We start from the raw sequence: 20,882 nt of genomic DNA, 5'->3' as shown, positions 1-20,882 counted from the left end.
CCGTCCTTGCCCCTCGGTCGTCCCTTGCCCCTCGGTCGTCCCTTGCCTCTCGGTCGTCGCGCTCGCGCCTCTCACGCGTCGCCCACCGCCCGGATCGCATCCGCGACGATGCGTCCGATGTGCGACAGGTTGGCCGCCTGGAGCATGTCGTTGTGATTGACGGGCAGTTCATGCGCCACGACCTCCCCACCCGTGAAGGGCTGCCAGCTCGCGATCGCGTCCGGCACCGGCAGGTCCGCCGGGCGGTCCTCGGTCGCGATGAAGAGCTGGAGGTCGCCCCGGAAGCGACGCGGTGTGTGATTCTGCGCGATCTCGACCGTGTTCCGCATGATCTCCTGCATGTTCGTCACGAGCGGGCCGCTCACGCCCATCGGGAAGGGGGCGCCCTCGCCGGGGGACGTCTGGAAATCGCGCGCCTCCGGCATGGCGTCGCCTTCCGCGCCGCCCGGGTCCTCGGCGCCGGTGAAGGTGGACCTGCCGAGGACGCCGGGGTAACCGTCGAGCAGCGCGAGGAGCGCCACCTCCTCGCCCACTTCCTCAAGCCGGGTGGCGAGCGCCTGGGCGATCACGCCGCCGACGGACCACCCGAGCAGGTGGTACGGACCGGAGGGCTGGACGGACCGGATCTGATCGGCGTAGTCGGCCACCATCTCCTCGATGTTCTGCGGCAGGGGCTCCGGCCCCGCGAGGCCGCGCGCCTGCACCCCGTACACCGGCTGGTCCTCCGGCAGGTGCTGGAGGATGGCCGCCCATCCCCAGCTCAAACCGGTGCTGTGGTGCAGGCAGAACAGCGGAGGCCGGCCGTCGGCCGACCGTAGCGGCAACAGCACGTCCAGGTCGTCGCGGTTCCTGACGGCGCGCAGGGCCGTTTGAGACCGCTGGTCGCTGTTCGGGTCCTCGTCCAGCACCGTGAGCAGCCCCGCAGCGGTGCGCTGCGCCCGCTCGCCCGTACGGAGCATCCGCTCCCCGGCACGGCCGAAGGGGCAGGCCACGAACCGTTCGCCGGTCAGCCCCGGAGCGTCCGCGTAGCCGCGCGCCAGCGAGGCCCCCGCGACGTACAGATCTCCCACCACACCCGGCGGCACCGGGCGCAGGAGGTCGTCCAGCACGAAAGCACGGGTGTTCCACGCCGGCCGCCCGGTGGGGACATGTAGCGCGAGGGGCTCTTCGGGCCCGTGCCGGTGGTCGAGCCACGAGCCGGCGGTCTCCGCCGCGCCATGGCCGCTCACTAGCGCCACGTCCGGATACCGCTCCCGCCACTCCTCCATGCTCCCGGCTGCCGCCGGCCCGCTGTCCACCACCATGACCTCGGCGAAAGGCGGTTCCCCGGCCGGGGATTCCATCACCGCGGCCAGTTGCTCATGAGTGGTGACCAGCAGCGAAGTGCCATCCGGCGCGGCCGGGTCTCCAGCAGCCGGGTCTCCAGCGGCCGGTGTGCCGTCCCGCCCGGGTACGCCCAGCCGGACGCCGCAGCCGGCGCACAGGGCCGCCAGCAGCGACGTGTACAGCGCGGAGAGGGGGGCGCGTACGTCCAGCGTCACCGCGTGATCCGCCGGGAAGGCGTGCATACGGTGCGCCACCTGGTTGACCAGCGCACGGTGTTCGACGACCGCACCCGCGGCGGCGCCGGCCGGTGTCGTGGCGTCGAGCACCAGCGCCGCGTGACCGGGCAACGGCGACGGCAACCGGCTGAGGTCGTGCCCCGTGAGGCCGGCCTCGCGTGCTGCGCCGTTCACCGCCGCCGGCAGCAGGTCGTCGATCGGCACGACCGCGACCGTGTTGTCGTCGGGCAGCAGCCCGGCCGTGACGGCAGTGCAGATCAGCGCGGCGGGACGGTTCCGCCTCAAAGCGGACGCGATCCCCTCCACGGGCCGGTCCGGGTCGGCGAACAGGCAGGCGGCGCCGGACTTGAGTACGCCGAGCAGCGCCACCACGAGCCCGGCCGTAGACGGCAGCGCCACCACGACGACCTCTTCCGGCCCGGCCCCCCGCCCGACCAGCCGATGGGCGAGCAGCCCTGCCGCGGCATCCAGCGTGCCGTACGTGAGCGCGCCGTCCTGATCCGAGACCGCGACGGCATCGGGGGTACGGGCCACGTGCTCGGCCAGCATCTCGACCAGGGTGCAGTCCGGGACCTCCGCCGCCGTGTCGTTCCAAGTCTCCACCAACCGACGGTGCTCGGACGGGTCCAGCAGGATGTCCACCTGACTCAGCCGCAGCCCCGGATCGGCCCCCACCTGTTCCAGAACACGGATGAGCCGGTTCGCGAGGGCTGAGGCGGTGGCCCGGTCGAAGAGTTCCGCGGAGTACCGCAGGGAACCGTCCATGCCGTCCGGGCTGCCGTCGTCCTCCTGCCGCTCGGTGAGGCTGAACGACAGGTCCAGCCCGGAGAACTCGGTCTCCACCGGCAGCCGGGTGGTGTGCAGACCTGGCAGCTCCGACGTGTCCCACTTCTCGGCGATGTCGTCGTGCACTTCGAGCAGGACCTGGAACACCGGATGGGTCCCCTTCGACGGGGGCAGCCGCAGCGCCTCCACCAGGTACTCGAAGGGGACGTCCTGATAGGCGTAGGCGGACAGATCGGTCTCCCGTACCCGGCCGAGCAGTTCGAGGAACGTGGGGTCGCCGGAGATGTCCGTACGCAGCGCCAGCCGATCGGTGAAGGGGCCCACCAACCCGTCCAGCCCCTCTTCGGCGTCCTGGCGCAGGAGGACGGTTCCGAGCGTGAGGTCGTCTCCCGCGCCGAGCCGTGTCAGCAGCAACGCGAGGGCGGCGTGCACGGCCATGAACGCGGAAGCCCCATGAGCTTCGGCGGCTTCCATCAGCCGGTCGTGCGCCTCGGCGTCGAGGCTCAGCGGAACGGAGTCCGCACCGCGGCTGTGGGACGGCCGCACCGGCCGCGGACGGTCGGTCGGCAGCCGCGTCTCCGCGCCCACGTCCGCCAAGGTGTTCTTCCAGTAGGTGAGCTGATCGCTGATCAGGCTGTCCGCGTCCTGCTCGCCCTGGAGCAGTTCCCGCTCCCAGAGCGCGTAGTCGGCGAACTGCAAGGGCAGCGGCGCTCGCTCGGAAACGCGGCCTTCCCGCCGTGCGCCGTACGCCGCCGCGAGATCGCGGACCAGTACGTCCAACGACGCGTCGTCCGCGGCGATCCGGTGCACCACGAGGAGCAACACATGCTCGGTGTCCGAGAGGGCGAACAAGTACTGCGCCCAGGGCGCCTCCCGCGAGAGGTCGAACCTGTGCTGGGTACGGGTGGCCAGCAGATCGGCCAGCTCTCCCTCAGTGGCCGGTACCACCGTCAGCGTGGGACGGCCGGTATCGGCCTCCAGGATGTGCTGGCGCACATCGCCGCCGTCGGCGCCGACGAAGGTCGTCCGCAGGATGTCGTGCCGCGCCGCGACGTCTCCCAGCGCCTGCTCCAACGCGGCCGGGTCCAGCTCACCACCCAGGCGAAGTGCGACCGAGGTCTGCTGGTCCGCCGTGTCCTCGTTCAGCCGGGCCAGCTGCCAGGTGCGCAGTTGGCTCGCCGAGAGGGGAATGTCGTCCGGGTGGTCGACCGGCTCCAGTACGGGGCGCACCTTCGACTCCAGCATCCGCGCCACGCCGAGCGGTGTCGACGCGCCGAAGAACTGACGCATGCTCAACTCGGTTCCGAGCTCGGTCCTGATCCGCCCGGCCAGGCGCATCGCCAGTGTCGAGTTGCCGCCCAGGTCGAAGAAGTTGTCGTCCACACCGACCCGTTCGAGGTCGAGGACCTCGGCGAACAGCGCGCACACGGCCTTCTCGGTCTCGCTCTCCGGCGCCCGGCCGGAGACCCGTTCGGCAAGATCGGGCACCGGCAGGGCATTCCGGTCGAGCTTGCCGTTGGCGGTGAGCGGCAGTGCTTCCAGCACGACGACCGCTGTCGGGACCATGTAGTCGGGCAGCGCCTTGGCCACGTGCTCACGCAGCAGCCGCTGGTCGATGCCCTGTGTCTCGGGTACGGCTGCCTCGGATACGACCTCCTCGGGTACGACTGTCTCGGGTACGACGTAGCCGATCAGCCGCATGTCGCCAGGCCGGTCCTCGCGGACCACGACTGCGGCCTGGCCGACGTCCGGGTGCGAGGCGAGGACGGACTCGACCTCGCCCGGCTCGACGCGGAACCCGCGGATCTTGACCTGGTCGTCCGCGCGGCCGGCGAACTCCAGTTGTCCCTCGGCCGTCCAGCGGGCCAGGTCGCCCGAACGGTACATCCGTGCGCCGGGTACGAACGGGCAGGCCACGAAGCGTTCGGCGGTCAGGTCCGGACGGCCGTTGTAGCCGCGGGCCAGACCAGGACCGGCCACGTAGAGCTCGCCGACCGCCCCGACCGGAGCAGGCTTAAGGAAAGCGTCCAGGATGAACACCTGGGCGTTGCCGATCGGGCGGCCGATGGCGGGCGGCGCGTCCTGCGGGCTGATGCCCTCATCCAGCAAGGTGGCTGTGGTGATCACCGTGGCCTCGGTGGGGCCGTAGGTGTTCCACACCCGCGCCCCAGCCCTCCACCGAGCAGCCAGACCAGCACTCAGACGCTCCGCACCCAACACCCAGTTCTCCACACCGGGAACAGAAGCCGGGTCCAGCACACCCAGCAGCGAGGGCACCACACTCGCCACGCTCACGCCCGCCAAGCGGATCATCTCCGCCAATGCCCCCGGCTCAGTGCGCTCCTCACTCGAAGCAATCGCCAGCGTCCCGCCCGCGCCCAACGTCACCGCAACATCAAGGACAGCGGCATCAAAGCTGAACGACGCGAACTGCAACGCCACCGTGCCCTCGGTCACGCCGAGAACCGGCCGCATCGCCTCCGCCAGATTCGCCACCCCACCATGGGCGACCGCCACACCCTTCGGCCGACCCGTCGACCCCGACGTATAAATCACGTACGCGAGTTGGCCAAGCACAACCGGCACGCCCAGCGGCTCCCCCGACTCGGACCCGATGCGCTCCGCGACCTCGTCCAACAACACCACCCGCGCCGCCCCGGCCGACACCCGCGCCGAGGTCGCGGAGGTGCCCAGCACCACCGACGCACCACTGTCCGCAACCATGAACGCCAGCCGGTCCACCGGATACTCCGGATCCAACGGCACATACGCGCCACCGGCCTTCCACACCGCCAACAGCGCCACAACCATGTCCACCCCACGCGGCAGACACAATCCGACCCTGCTCTCGCGACCCACACCGAGACCGGTCAGATAGCGGGCCAAGCGATTCGCCCGCGCCTCCAACTCCCCATACGACAGCACCACAGGACCGCACCGCACCGCCGCCACACCCGGAGCCGCCCCAGCCCACGCAGCAATGAGATCAACAACGCTTCCCACCGGCACCGGCTGGGTGGTGTCGTTCCACTGCTCCACTACCTGGGAGCGTTCGATCTCCTCCAGTACGTTGATGTCGCTGAGGTGGATCTGCGGGTCGGCCGCGACCTGCTCCAGCACCCGCGCCAGACGCGCCGCCAGCGCCCGCACCGTCGCCTCATCGAACAGATCCGCGGCATACAAGATCCCGCCACCCAAACCGGCCGGAGCCCCATCCGCCCCACGCCGCTCCCCCAACGTCACCGACAAATCAAAACGCGCCGGCGGCGCCGACGACGGCGGCACCGCACTCACCCGCAACCCCGGCAACTCCCACCGCGCCTCCGGCACATTCTGCAACGCCACCATCACCTGAAACAACGGACTCCGCGACGTCGAACGGACCGGATTCAACTCATCCACCAACCGCTCAAACGGCACCTCCTGATGCGCATACGCACCAAGATCCGCCTCCCGCACCCGCCCCAACAACTCCACGAACGACGGATCCCCACCCAAATCCGCCCGCAACACCAACGTATTCACAAAGAACCCCGCCAACTCCTCCAACTGCGCATCCGAACGACCCGCAATCGGAGTACCGACCACCACATCCTCCCCAGCGCCCATCCGCGCCAACAAAACACACACCGCCGCATGCACGACCATAAACATCGTCACCCGACCACGCCCCGCCAACTCCACCAACCCCGCATGCGTCCCCGCACCCACCCCCACCGGCACCGAACCACTCCGGAACGACGGAACCGCCGGCCGCGGCCGATCCAACGGCAACACCAACTCCTGCGGCGCCCCCGCCAAAACCCCCCGCCAATAATCCAACTGACCACTGACCAAACTCCCCGAATCCCCCAACTCCCCCAACACCTCCCGCTGCCACAACGCATAATCCGCATACTGCACCGGCAACGGCTCCCACCCCGGCACCCGACCCACACACCGCGCCCCATACGCAACCTCAAGATCCCGCGCCAACACCCCCATCGACCAACCATCCGAAGCAATATGATGCGCCACCACCAACAACACAAACTCCGACGGCGCAACCCTCAACAACCACACCCGCCACGGCAAATCCACCCGCACATCAAACCCACGCCCCGAAAGCCCAGCCAAAACCCCCTCCCACTCCTCACCAGCCTCCACCACCACCAACGACGGACGCCCCAACTCCCCCTCCAACACCCGCTGAAACGGCACACCCTCCACATCCGGAAAAACCGTCCGCAAACTCTCATGCCGATCAGCAACATCCCCCAACGCCGCCCCCAACGCCCCCACATCCAACCCACCCGAAATCCGCAACGCCAACGGCAAGTTATAAGCCGCAGCACCCTCCGACCCCGACTCCTCCAACCGATTCAAAAACCACATCCGCTGCTGCGCAAACGACAACGGCAACACCCCCGGCCGCTCCCACGACCGCAACCCAACCCCCACACCACCCACAGCACCATCAACCAACCCCGCCAACCCCGCCACCGTCGGCGCACCAAACAACTCCCGAACACCCACCTCCACCCCCAACACCGACCGCACCCGCCCAACCAACCGCATCGCCAACAACGAATCACCACCCAACTCAAAGAACGACACCCCAACCCCCACCCACTCCACCCCCAACACCTCACCAAACAGTCCGCACAACACCTCCTCCGTCGGTGTCGCAGCAGCACGGCCGGTGCTGAGCGCGCGGTCAGGTGCGGGCAGAGCGGCTCGGTCCAGCTTGCCGTTCACCGTGAGCGGCAATGCCTCCAGCACCACCACCGCGGCGGGAACCATGTACTCCGGCAGGTGACGGGCGGCAAAGCCACTCAACACCGTGCTGTCGAACTCGACAGCGACCATGGGAACGACATATGCGACCAGGCGCTTCTCGCCGGGGCGGTCTTCGCGGACCACGACTGCGGCCTGGCCGACGTCCGGGTGCGAGGCGAGGACGGACTCCACCTCACCGGGCTCGACGCGGAAGCCGCGGATCTTGACCTGGTCGTCCGCGCGGCCAGCGAACTCCAACTGTCCCTCAGCCGTCCAGCGGGCCAGGTCACCCGAGCGATACATCCGCCCACCGGGTACGAACGGGCAGGCCACGAAGCGTTCGGCGGTCAGATCCGCGCGCCCTACGTAGCCGCGGGCCAGACCAGGACCCGCCACGTACAACTCACCGACCGCCCCGACCGGAGCAGGCTTAAGGAAAGCGTCCAGGATGAACACCTGGGCGTTGCCGATCGGGCGGCCGATGGCAGGCGGCGCGTCCTGCGACGTAATGCCCTCATCCAGCAGCGTCGCTGTGGTGATCACCGTGGCCTCGGTGGGCCCATAGGTGTTCCACACCCGCGCCCCAACCCTCCACCGAGCAGCCAGACCAGCACTCAGACGCTCCGCACCCAACACCCAGTTCTCCACACCAGGAACAGAAACCGGATCCAACACACCCAGCAGCGACGGCACCACGCTGGCCACACTCACACCCGCCAAGCGGATCATCTCCGCCAACGCCCCCGGCTCACTACGCTCCTCACTCGAAGCAATCGCCAGCGTCCCGCCCGCGCCCAACGTCACCGCAACATCAAGGACCGCAGCATCAAAGCTGAACGACGCGAACTGCAACGCCACCGTGCCCTCGGCCACGCCGAGAACCGGCCGCATCACCTCCGCCAGATTCGCCACCCCACCATGGGCGACCGCCACACCCTTCGGCCGACCCGTCGACCCCGACGTATAAATCACGTACGCGAGTTGGCCAAGCACAACCGGCACGCCCAGCGGCTCCCCCGACTCGGACCCGATGCGCTCCGCGACCTCGTCCAACAACACCACCCGCGCCGCCCCGACCAGCACCTCGGACAGTGCTCCGCCGGTGCCCAACACCACCGACGCACCACTGTCCGCAACCATGAACGCCAGCCGGTCCACCGGATACTCCGGATCCAACGGCACATACGCGCCACCGGCCTTCCACACCGCCAACAGCGCCACAACCATGTCCACCCCACGCGGCAGACACAATCCGACCCTGCTCTCGCGACCCACACCCAAACCAGTCAAATACCGCGCCAGACGATTCGCCCGCCCCTCCAACTCCCCATACGACACAACCACCGAGCCACACCGCACCGCAGCCACACCCGGCGACCGCTCGACCCGAACCCGGAACAGCTCCAACAACGACCCCGCCAACACCGGCAGCGCAGTGTCGTTCCACTCCTCGACCACCCACGAACGCTCAGCCGCCTCCAGCACGTCGATGTCGCTCACCCGGGCCGTCGGGTCCGCCACGATCTGCTCCAGTACCCGTACCAGACGCTCGAAGATCAGCTCGACGGCGTCACGGTCGAACACGTCCGACCGGTAGTCGAGCTTGCAGGGCATCCGGTCGCCGGGGGCCACGAGCAGCGTGAGCGGATAGTGCGCGGATTCCTGCCCGCCGGCGAAACGGATGGCGAAGGCGTCCGGGGTGGGCGGCGCGGCGGGGGGACGGGGGTAGTTCTCGTACACCACGAGCGTGTCGAACGTCGCGCCTGGGCCGGCCAGTCGCTGGACCTCCGGCAGCCCGAGGTGGTGGTGAGTCATCAGTGCGGACTGGCGTTCTTGCAACTGCGCCAGCATCTCCAGCACGGGCTGCCCGCCCTGGAGGCACACCCGTACCGGGAGGGTGTTCATGGTGAGGCCGACCATCGACTCCACGCCGGGCAGCTCCGTGGGTCGCCCTGCCGAAGTGGCGCCGAACACCACATCGCCGCGCCCGGTCAGCCGTGCCAGCACCAGCGCCCACGCGCCCTGCACCACCGTATTCACCGTCAGGTCGTGGCTACGGGCCAGCCTCACCAGGCCCTGGGACATGTCCTCGGGAATCTCGGTGATCAGGCTTGCGAAAGCCACGGCCGCCGGGGGTGGGCCCGCCGGTGCTACGAGTGTGGGCTCAGCGGCGCCCGCCAGCTCCGCCCGCCACGCAGCCCGCGCCGCATCCTTGTCCTGACGGTTCAGCCAGGCCAGGTACTCCCGGTAGGAAGTCGTCGGGGGCAATCCCGCAGCGTCACCACCTGCCGTGTATGCCGTAAACATTTCGTTGATCAGAACCGGCAGGGACCAGCCGTCCATGAGGATGTGGTGACTGGTGACCACCAGGTGGTGCCGCTCCGCACCGAGCCGGACGAGCAGCAGCCGCAGCAACGGTGCGACCGCCAGGTCGAACCGCTCCGACAGCTCCTGTGCGGCCAGCCGGTCCAGCTCGACCAGAGCGTCGGCCTCCGTCATATCGGAGACGTCCGCCTCCCGCCACGGCAGCGTCACCTCCCGCGCGATGACCTGGGCCGCCTCGCCCGACTTGCGCCGGCGGAAACTCGCCCGCAGCACGGCATGCCGGGCCAGCAGTCCTTCCCACGACGTGCGCAACCGCTGCGCGTCCACCGGCCCGATCAGCTCAAGTGTCCGTTGCCCCTGGTAGGCGTCACGGCCCTGGTCGTCGAGGGCTGCGTGAAACAGCATGCCTTCCTGCAACGGCGAAAGCGGCCATACATCTTCGACATGGGATCGAGTCATCGCTCTTTCTCCTCACAACGGAATGTTGCAGCGGGTCACATGTGGTCGTCGGCGAACTCGGCTTCGAGTTCGTCGACTTCGTCCTGCGCGAGGTCGAGGAGGAAGTCGGACGGGGTGTGCCCGCCTGCGGCGGGATCGGTGGTGTGAGCGGCCAGACCGGTCAGCATTTCCAGCCAGACCCGGCCCAGCCGTTCCGCCTCGTCCTCTTCCAACAGCTCGCTGGGCCAGCTCAGCGTGATGGTCAGCTCCGGCCCTTGCGGGGTGTCCCGTACGATCGCGCCCGCCTCCAGCGCGTGCGTCGCCGGCATGTCCGCGTCGGCCGCACCGCCGACCGCCGATTCCCCCGCCATCTGCCACGGGCCCACCACGCCCGTCGATGTGCCGCCGGCGAACCGTCCCAGATAGTTGAACCCGATCTGCGGGGCCGGCAGCGCGGCCAGCGTGGGACTTGTGTCGGGGTTGAGGTGGCGCAGCAGCCCGTATCCGAGCCCGTCGCCGGGTACCGCCTGTACCTGCTCCTTGACGGCCTTCAGCAGTGCGCCGGCGGCCCGGCCACCCGCCAGGGCCTGGGGAAGGTCGACACCCGTCATGTCCAGCCGGGCCGGATGCACACTCGCGAACCAGCCGACCGTGCGTGTCAGGTCCGCTCCCGCCACCGGCTCCCGGCCGTGCCCCTCGATATCCACCAGGACTCGGCGGTCAGCGCCCGTTCGCCAGTACGTGACTGCCCCGGCCAGCGTGGCCAGCAGCACTTCATGGACACCGCAGTGGAAGACGCTCGGCGTCCGGGAGGTCAGCGTGGCCGCCTGTCGGGCAGGGACCGCCCACGAGCGGACCCGCACGGTCTGTGCCGTGTCCCGTGCCGGGTCCAACGCCCGTTGCCCCAGCGTCGGTTCCGTCCCGCCGAGCAACGCGGTCCAGGCGTCCAGCTCCGCCAGCCGCTCCTCGCTACGAGCCTGCGCGGCCAGCAGACCCGACCACCGCCGGAACGACGTCCCCACCGGATCGAGCACCGGCACCCGCCCCGCAGCCACCGCCTCACAGGCCGCCTCAAGGTCCGGCAACAAAATCCGCCACGACACCCCGTCCACCGCCAAGTGATGCACCACCAACACCACACGACCAACCCGACCAGGCCCGGGATCGACCCAGACCACCTGCGCCATCACACCCGCCACAGGATCCAGCCGCTCCACCGCCGCCCGCGCCGCATCACCCGCGAACCCGTCCAGCTCACCGTCCGCCACGCCGGTCGCATCGACCCGCGTGACCAGCCCCACCGCGTCCACCGAACCCCGCTCGCCCACCACCAGCGGGGGCGCCTCCCCACCGGGTGCCACCCGAACCCGCAGCAGGTCGTGCGCATCCAGCACCGCACCCACACCCGCCACCAGCACGTCCAGCCCCAACCCAACCGGAGCGCCCACCACCATCCACTGCGCGAACCGCGAACCAGCAACCCGTTCGCCCTGCGCGCGCATCACAGGCGTCCAGGGCACCTCGCCCGTACCCACATCATCCGCAGCGTCCGCCTCAGCCCCCGCCGCCTCCACCAAGCGCGCGAGACGCTCCACGGTCTTCTCCTCGAACACCTGACGTGGCGTCACTACCAGCCCCGCACGACGTGCCCGCGACGCCAATTGCATCGACATGATCGAGTCCCCGCCCAGCTCGAAGAAACTGTCCTCGACCCCGACCCGCTCCAGCCCCAACACCCCGGCGAACAGGCCGCACAGAGTCTCTTCGATCTCGCCTTCCGGCGCCCGCCCGGAGACCCGTTCGGTGAAGTCCGGCGCGGGCAGCGCGGCCCGGTCCACCTTTCCGTTCACCGTCAACGGCAGCCGGACCAGCGGCACCACAGCGACCGGGACCATGTAGTCGGGCAGTGTCCGGGCCACGTGTTCACGCAGCATCTTCGGGTCGGCCTCATGCACGTCGGAGACGACGTAGCCGACCAGGCGCTTCTCGCCGGGCCGGTCCTCGCGGACGACGACCGCGGCCTGGCTCACGGTCACGTGGGACGCGAGCGCCGATTCGATCTCACCCAACTCGACGCGGAAGCCGCGGACCTTGACCTGGTCGTCCGCGCGGCCGGCGAACTCCAGCTGTCCGTCGGCCGTCCACCGGGCCAGGTCGCCCGAGCGGTACATCCGCCTACCGGTGGCAAAGGGGTTGGCCACGAAGCGTTCGGCGGTCAGGTCCGGGCGGCCGTTGTAGCCGCGGGCCAGGCCGGGCCCGGCCACGTAGAGCTCGCCGACCGCCCCGACCGGAGCGGGCTTCAGGAAGTCGTTGAGCACGAATACCTGGGCGTTGTCGATGGGGCGGCCGATGGCCGGAGGCGCGTCCTGCGGGCTGATGCCCTCATCCAGCAGCGTCGTCGTAGTGATCACGGTGGCCTCGGTGGGGCCGTAGGTGTTCCACACCCGCGCCCCAGCCCTCCACCGAGCAGCCAGATCAGCACTCAGACGCTCCGCGCCGAGCACCCAGTTCTCCACGCCGGGAACAGAAGCCGGGTCCAGCACGCCCAGCAGCGAGGGCACCACACTGGCCACAGTCACGCCCGCCGAGCGGATCATCTCCGCCAACGCCCCCAGCTCAGTACGCTCCTCGCTCGAAGCAATCGCCAGGGTGCCCCCGGCCCCCAGCGTGACCGCCACGTCCAAGACCGCCGCATCAAAGCTGAACGACGCGAATTGGAGGGCCGTCGTGCCTTCGGCGACGCCGAGAACCGGTCGCATCGCCCCGGCAAGGTTCATCACGCCGCCGTGAGCGACCGCCACGCCCTTCGGTCGGCCCGTCGACCCCGAGGTGTAGATCACGTAGGCAAGTTGGCCGGACGCAACGGGCACGCCCAGCGGCTCCGCCGACTCGGACGCGACGGCCTCCGCGACCTCGTCCAGCAGCACCACCCGCGCCGTACCTCCCGACACTTCGGACAGTGCTCCGCCAGTGTCCACCAGCACCACCGACGCGCCACTGTCCGCGACCATGAACGCCAGCCGGTCAGCCGGATACTCCGGATCCAACGGCACGAATGCGCCGCCCGCCTTCCACACCGCCAAGAGCGCCACAATCATGTCCACCCCACGCGGCAGACACAGACCCACCCGACTCTCCCAACCCACACCCAAACCAGTCAGATACCGCGCCAAGCGATTCGCCCGCGCCTCCAACTCCCCGTACGACAGCACCACCGGACCGCACCGCACCGCCGGCGCGTTCGGAGACCGGCACGCCCACGCACCGAAGAGATCAACGACAGTGCCCGACGGCACCGGCTGACCGGTGTCGTTCCACTGCCCGACCACCCGCGAGCGCTCGGCCTCGTCCAGCACGTCGATGTCGCTCACCCGAACCGCCGGATCGGCCACCACCTGTTCCAGCACCCGCGCCAGACGGCGGCCCATGCGGACCGCTTCCTGCTCGTCGAACAGGTCGGGCCGGTGCGTCACGAGGATCTGCAGACGATCTTCGGGAACGATCCCCAGCGTCAGCGGGAAATTGGTCGCCTCGTGCGTCTCCATGCCGGCGAAGGAGAGTGTGTCGGCGGGGGCGGGTTCAGCGGGGGGACGTGGGTAATTCTCGTACACCAGGAGCGTGTCGAAGGTCGCGCCGGGACCGGCGAGTTTCTGGATCTCCGACAGTCCCAAGTGCTGGTGTGCGATGAGCGCGGACTGGCGTTCCTGCAACCGCGCCAGCATCTCCAGGACCGGCTGCCCGCCTTCGAGACGCACCCGTACCGGAAGCGTGTTGATGAGCAGGCCGACCATCGACTCCACACCCGGCAGCTCCGGCGGCCGTCCTGCCACCGTGGCGCCGAACACCACATCGCTGCGCCCGGTCAGCCGTGCCAGCACCAGCGCCCACGCGCCCTGGACCATCGTGTTCAACGTCAGGCCCCGGCGACGGGCCAACTCCGTCAACGCCGCGGTGGTCCTCTCGGAAATCCCCACCAGGGTGTCCTTCGGCAACACCGCGCCCCTGGCCGGGTCCACCGGCGCCACGAGAGTGGGCTCAGCGACGCCCGCCAGCTCCGCCCGCCAGGCAGCCCGCGCCGCATCCTTGTCCTGACGGCTCAGCCACGCCAGATACTCCCGGTAGGAGGCCACCGGCGGCAGCACCCGTACGTCTCCACCCGCCGCGTACACCGCGGACAGCTCGTCGAGCAGGACCGGCATCGACCAGCCGTCCATCAATATGTGATGGGTCGTCAATACCAGCCGGTGCCGGCGCTCACCGAGCCGGACGAGCAGCAGCCGCAGCAAGGGCGCCGCCGCCGGGTCCAGCCGGTGCTCCCGCTCCTGGTCGGCCAGCTTCCCGACCTGAGCGAGCATGTCGGGCTCGTCCTGACCGGACACATCGACCTCGCGCCACGGCAGTACGACGTCCCGCGTGATGAGCTGCACCGCCTCACCCGATTTACGCTGCTGGAAACTCGCCCGCAGCGCCGCGTGGCGGCCCAGCAACACCTTCCAGGACGCCCGGAACCGGTCCGCGTCCAGTGGCCCGTTGACGGCCAGCACGCACTGCATCGCGTAGACGTCGGGGCCTTGGTCGTCGTACGCGGCGTGGAACAGCATCCCCTCCTGGAGGGGGGACAGCGGCCAGACTTCTGCGAGGGCGGAGCCCTTGACGGGTGTTGACGATTTCACAGGGACCGTCCTCCTTCGAGTTCTGCTGCTATCGCTTCGAGTTCCTCGACTTCGTCCTGTGCGAGGTGGATGAGGGGGAAGTCGGAGGGGGTATGCCCGCCCGCGACAGGGTCGGTGGTGTGAACGGCCAGTCCGCCCAGCATCTCCAGCCAGAGCCGGCCCAGCCGTTCCGCCTCGTCCTCTTCCAACAACTGACCGGGCCAGCTCAGCGTGATGGTCAGCTCCGGGCCCTGCGGGGTGTCCCGTACGACCGCGCCCGCCTCCAGCGTGTGCATGGCCGGCGCGTCCGGGTCGGCCGAGCCGCCGATCGCCGACTCCCCCGCCGACTGCCAGGCACCGACCGGGCCGCTCCGCGCACCGGCGGCGAACCGGCCCAGATAGTTGAACCCGATCTGCGGCGCCGGCAGCGCGGCCAGAGCCGGGCCGGTCTCCGGGTTGAGATGACGCAGCAGCTCATATCCGAGCCCGTCGCCGGGCACCGCCTGCACCTGCTCCTTCACCGCCTTCAGCAAGCCGCCGGCCGCCGGTCCGCCGGCCAGCACATCGTCGAGATCGGTATCGCCGGTCCGCAGCCTGATGGGGTGGGTACTGGTGAACCAGCCCACCGTGCGGGAGAGGTCCGCTCCCGCCACCGGCTCACGGCCATGCCCCTCGACATTCACCAGGACTCCGGATTCAGCGCCCGGTCGCCAGTGTGCGACCGCCCCGGCCAGCGTGGCCAGCAGCACTTCATGGACACCGCAGTGGAAGACGCTCGGCGTGCGTCCCCCCAGCGTCGCGGCCTGCTGGGCAGGAACCGCCCACGAGCGGACCCGCACGGTCTGCGCTGTGTCCCGTGCCGGGTCCAGCGCCCGTTGTCCCAGCGTCGGTTCCGTCCCGCCGAGCAACGCGGTCCAGGCGTCCAGCTCCGCCAGCCGCTCCTCGCTACGAGCCTGCGCGGCCAGCAGAGCGGACCACCGCCGGAACGACGTCCCCACCGGATCGAGCACCGGCTCCCGCCCCGCAGCCACCGCCTCACAGGCCGCCTCAAGGTCCGGCAACAAGATCCGCCACGACACCCCGTCCACCGCCAAGTGATGCACCACCAACACCACACGACCAACCCGACCAGGCCCCGCATCGACCCACACCACCTGAACCATCACACCCGCCACAGGATCCAGCCGCTCCACCGCCGCCCCCGCCACATCACCCGCGAACCCGTCCAGCCCCGCGTCCCCGACACCTTCCGCATCGACACGGACCACCAGCCGGGCCACATCCACCGAACCCCGCTCACCCACCACCAACGACGGCTCCGCACCACCCGGCAGCACCCGGGCCCGCAGCATGTCGTGCGCATCCACCACCACACCCACACCCGCCACCAACACACCCAGCCCCAACCCAACCGGAGCACCCACCACCATCCACTGCGCAAACCGCGAACCAGCAGCCCCCTCACCCAGCCACCGCATCACCGGCGTCCACGCCACCTCACCCACGCCGTCATCCCCCGTGCCGTCGCCGTCCGCTCCCGGCGTTTCCACGACGCGCGCGAGACGTTCCGGCGTCTTCTCCTCGAACACCTGACGTGGTGTCACCACCCAGCCCGCACGACGCGCCCGCGATGCCAACTGCATCGACATGATCGAGTCCCCGCCCAGCTCGAAGAAGCTGTCCTCGACCCCGACCCGCTCCAGCCCCAACACCCCGGCGAACAGCACGCACAGGGCCGTCTCCGCCCCCGTCCGCGGCTCACGCGCGGAAACCAGCCCCTCGAAGTCCGGCGCCGGCAGCGCGGCCCGGTCCACCTTCCCGTTCACCGTCACCGGCAGCCGGTCCAACGGCACGAACGCCGTAGGCACCATGTACTCGGGCAGCACCGCGGCCACGTGTGCGCGCAGGGCGGTTCGCAGGTCTTCGTGCGTGCGGTCAGTCATGTCCGCGACGACGTAGGCGACGAGGCGCTTGTCGCCGGGGCCGTCGCCGCGCGTGACGACCACGGCCTGTGCCACGTCCGGGTGTGCGGCCAGGACCGCTTCGATCTCACCCGGCTCGATCCGGTACCCGCGCACCTTCACCTGCGCGTCCGCCCGGCCGACGAACACCAACTGCGCTCCGGCCGTCCAGCGCACCACGTCCCCGGTGCGGTACATCCGCTCACCCGGTACGAACGGACAGGCCACGAACCGCTCCGCCGTCAGCCCCGGCCGGCCGGCATAGCCACGGGCCAGGCCGGGCCCGGCGACATACAGCTCGCCGGCGGCCCCGACCGGAACCGGCTGCAGGAACTCGTCCAGCACGAAGGTTCGCATGTTCGCCATGGGACGCCCGATGGGCACCGTGTCTCCGACGCCCGGCGACAACGGCAGGCTCATGGCCGCGCACACCGTCAGCTCCGTCGGCCCGTACGCGTTCACCATCCGCCGGCCAGCCGACCAGCGGTCCACCAGCCCCGCCGGGCATGCCTCGCCCGCCACCACCAGCGTTTCCAGCTTTTCCGGCAGCGCTTCTTCCACGGCCAGGACGCTCGGCGGCACGGTCACGTGCGTCGCTCCCGTATCCCGTACGACCTCGCCCAGCGCGACCCGCGGCGGCAGGCCGCCGGTCGCGACCACCACCAGCGAGCCGCCCGACAGGAACGCCATGCACAGCTCCGAGACCGCCGCGTCGAAGCTCAACGACGCGAACTGCAGCACCCGCGCTTGCGGATGCACGCCGAACCGGTCGATCTGTGCCCGCGCCAGGTTCGCCAGCCCCGTATGCGACACGACGACGCCCTTCGGTCGTCCCGTGGACCCCGATGTGTAGATCACGTACGCCGCGTTGGCGTGGCTCAGACGTCCGGTCCGCTCCGCGTCGTCCACGAAGCCGGGCGCACAGCCCGCCACCGCCTCGACGACCTCCGGCTCATCCAAGACCGTCACCCGGCCCGAGAATCCTTCCGGGACCACACTCCGGGTGGCTTCGGTGCAGATCACCACGGCCGGATCCGCGTCCCGCAGCACGTACTCGACCCGCTCGACGGGATAGCCCGGCTCGACCGGGACGAAGACCCCGCCGGCCATCGAGACCGCGAGCAGCGTCACGATCATCGCGGCCGAGCGCTCGACCACCACGGCCACCCGGCACTCCGGGCCCACGCCCGAAGCCACCAGATAGCGCGCCAGCCGTCCCGCCTCCGCCTCCAGCTCGCCGTAGGACAGCGACCGCTCGCCGGCGACCACGGCCACCGAGTCCGGCGACCGTTTCACCTGCCGCCCGAACAGCTCGGGCAGCGGACCGGAGACAACCGGACAGGCGGTGTCGTGCCAGCCCTCCGTCACCCGCGACCGCTGAACGTCGTCCAGCACGCTCACCCGGGCCACGGGCGCCGAGGGGGCGGCCGCGATCTGCTCCAGCACCCGCAGCAGGGACCCCAGGACCTCCTCCGCCTGGGCGCGCTCGAAGACGTCCGGCCGGTAGTCCAGCTGTGCCTCCAGCCGTTCGCCGGGGCCCACGATCAGGCCCAGGGGGTAATGACTCGCGTCCTTCGTCTCGCCGGCGGGGCGGATGGACAGCGCGTCGGCGCCGACAGGCCCAGCAGACGATCGCGGGTAGTTCTCGTACACCACGAGCGTGTCGAACTCCGCGCCCGGACCGGCGAGTTGATTGATCTCCGACAGCCCGATGTGCTGATGACTCATCAGACTGACTTGGTGCTCCTGGAGTCGGACGAGCATCTCGATCACCGGCTGTCCCGCCACCAGGTTCACCCGGACCGGCAGCGTGTTGATGAACAGGCCGATCGCCGACTCCGCACCCGGCAGGTCCGTGGGCCGGCCGGCGACCGTGGTGCCGAACACCACGTCCGAACGTCCGGCCAGCCGCGCCAAAACCAGCGCCCACGCCCCTTGCACCACCGTGGCCATCGTCAGCCCGTGTACGCGCGCCAGCTCCGTCAGTGCTCGCGTCAGCTCTTCGGTGCACTCCATGCGCACCAGTTCCGGCCTGACCGGCGCCCTGACCGAGTCCGTGGGCACCACCAGGGTGGGCTCGTCGGTTCCGGCCAGTTCCGCCCGCCAGGCAGCCCGTGTCGCTTCCTTGTCCTGCCGGCCCAGCCACGCCAGGTACTCCCGGTAGGAGGCCACCGCGGGCAGTGCGCGTCCGTCGCCGCCCTCCGCGTACACCGCGGACAGTTCGTCGAGCAGCACCGGCAGCGACCAACCGTCGACGATGATGTGGTGGGTGGTCATCACGAGGCGGTGCCGGTTCGCCCCGAGCCGGACGAGCAGCAGCCGCAGCAACGGGCCCCTCGTCAGGTCGAACCGCCTCGCCAGCTCGCTCTCGTCCAGCCGCGCCATTTCGGCCGAAGCCGCAGCCTCCGTCAGCCCGGTCAGGTCGGCTTCGCGCCATGGCAGCACCACGTCCCGCGCGATGACCTGCACCGCCTCGCCCGACGCGCGCCGATGGAAACCGGCCCGCAGAATCGGGTGCCGGTCCAGCACCGCCTCCCACGACGCCCGCAAGCGTCCGACGTCCAGCGGCCCGTCCAAGGCCAGCGCCCGCTGCCCTCCGTACACATCCGAGCCGCCGTCGTCGAACGCGGCGTGGAACAACAGCCCTTCCTGCAACGGCGACAGCGGCCAGATGTCCACCAGCTCCGGTACCGCGGCTTCCAACTCCTCCACGCCCTCCTGCGTCAGCTCGACGAGGGGGAAGTCGGAGGGGGTGTGCCCGCCGGCGGCCGGGTCGGTGGTGTGGGCCGCGAGGCCGGTCAGCATCTCCAGCCAGACCTGGCCCAGCCGTTCCACCTCGGCGTCCTCCAACAGCTCGCCGGGCCAGCTCAGCGTGATGGTCAGCTCCGGGCCCTGCGGGGTGTCCCGTACGACCGCACCCGCGTCCAGCGTGTGCATGGCCGGCGCGTCCGGGTCGGCCGAGCCGCCGATCGCCGACTCCCCGGCCGACTGCCAGGGACCGGCCGGGCCGCTCTGCGAACCGGCGGCGAACCGGCCCAGGTAGTTGAACCCGATCTGCGGCGCCGGCAGCGCGGCCAGAGCCGGGCCGGTCTCCGGGTTGAGGTGACGCAGCAGCCCGTATCCGAGCCCGTCGCCGGGCACCGCCTGCACCTGCTCCTTCACCGCTTTGAGCAGCGCACCGGCCGCCCGGCCGCCCGCCGCCGCATCGGCGACGTCGACCGACCCGGTGTCCAGTCGGATCGGGTGCACGTTGGTGAACCAGCCGACCGTCCGTGAGAGGTCCGCGTCCGCCACCGGCTCGCGCCCGTGTCCCTCGACATCCACCATCGCCCCGGCAGCATCCGTTTCGGGTCGCCAGTGCGCGACTGCCCCGGCCAGCGTGGCCAGCAGCACTTCATGGACACCGCAGTGGAAGACGCTCGGCGTGCGGGCGGTCAGCGTGGCCGACTGTTGTGCCGGGACCATCCACGAGCGGTGTCGCAGCGTTCGTACGGTGTCCCGTGCCGGGTCCAGCGCCCGTTGTCCCAGCGTCGGTTCCGTCCCGCCGAGCAACGCGGTCCAGGCGTCCAGCTCCGCCAGCCGCTCCTCGCTACGAGCCTGCGCGGCCAGCAGAGCGGACCACCGCCGGAATGAGGTCCCCACCGGATCGAGCACCGGCACCCGCCCCGCCGCCACCGCCTCGCAGGCCGCCTCAAGGTCCGGCAACAAAATCCGCCACGACACCCCGTCCACCGCCAAGTGATGCACCACCAACACCACACGACCAACCCGACCAGGCCCCGCATCGACCCACACCACCTGAACCATCACACCCGCCACAGGATCCAGCCGCTCCACCGCCGCCCCCGCCACATCACCCGCGAACCCGTCCAGCCCCGCGTCCCCGACACCTTCCGCATCGACACGGACCACCAGCCGGGCCACATCCACCGAACCCCGCTCACCCACCACCAACGACGGCTCCGCACCACCCGGCAGCACCCGGGCCCGCAGCAGGTCGTGCGCATCCACCACCACACCCACACCCGCCACCAACACACCCAGCCCCAACCCAACCGGAGCACCCACCACCATCCACTGCGCAAACCGCGAACCAGCAGCCCCCTCACCCAGCCACCGCATCACCGGCGTCCACGCCACCTCACCCGCTTCCGCTTCCGCCTCCAGGACGGTTCCCACAGCCTCATGTCCCGCCGCGCCGTCCGCTTCCGCGACCAATGCCAAACGTTCCGGTGTCTTCTCCTCGAATACCTGACGTGGTGTCACCACCCATCCCGCACGACGCGCCCGCGATGCCAACTGCATCGACATGATCGAGTCCCCGCCCAGCTCGAAGAAGCTGTCCTCGACCCCGACCCGCTCCAGCCCCAACACCCCGGCGAACAGCACGCACAGGGCCG

General features: G+C 70.1%; 3 protein-coding genes. All 3 read right to left on the bottom strand.

Annotated elements, in window-relative coordinates:
- Nucleotides 1-71: 71 nt before the first annotated feature.
- Complete coding sequence (locus tag QMK28_RS08295; protein WP_326436377.1) at nt 72-9,890, bottom strand: non-ribosomal peptide synthetase; 9,819 nt, start codon at nt 9,888-9,890, stop codon at nt 72-74.
- Nucleotides 9,891-9,925: 35 nt separating this feature from the next.
- Nucleotides 9,926-14,542: a non-ribosomal peptide synthetase gene (locus QMK28_RS08290; protein ID WP_326436376.1), complete on the bottom strand. Its 4,617-nt coding sequence runs from the start codon at nt 14,540-14,542 to the stop codon at nt 9,926-9,928.
- Nucleotides 14,539-20,882: amino acid adenylation domain-containing protein (locus QMK28_RS08285; RefSeq protein WP_443050583.1), on the bottom strand; the 6,344-nt coding region annotated here is incomplete at its 5' end. The genes QMK28_RS08290 and QMK28_RS08285, both read right to left, overlap by 4 nt.

The sequence above is a fragment of the Streptomyces sp. H27-D2 genome, from assembly GCF_035828615.1.
Taxonomy (GTDB): Bacteria; Actinomycetota; Actinomycetes; order Streptomycetales; family Streptomycetaceae; genus Streptomyces.
This window is presented reverse-complemented; position numbering and strand designations above follow the sequence as displayed.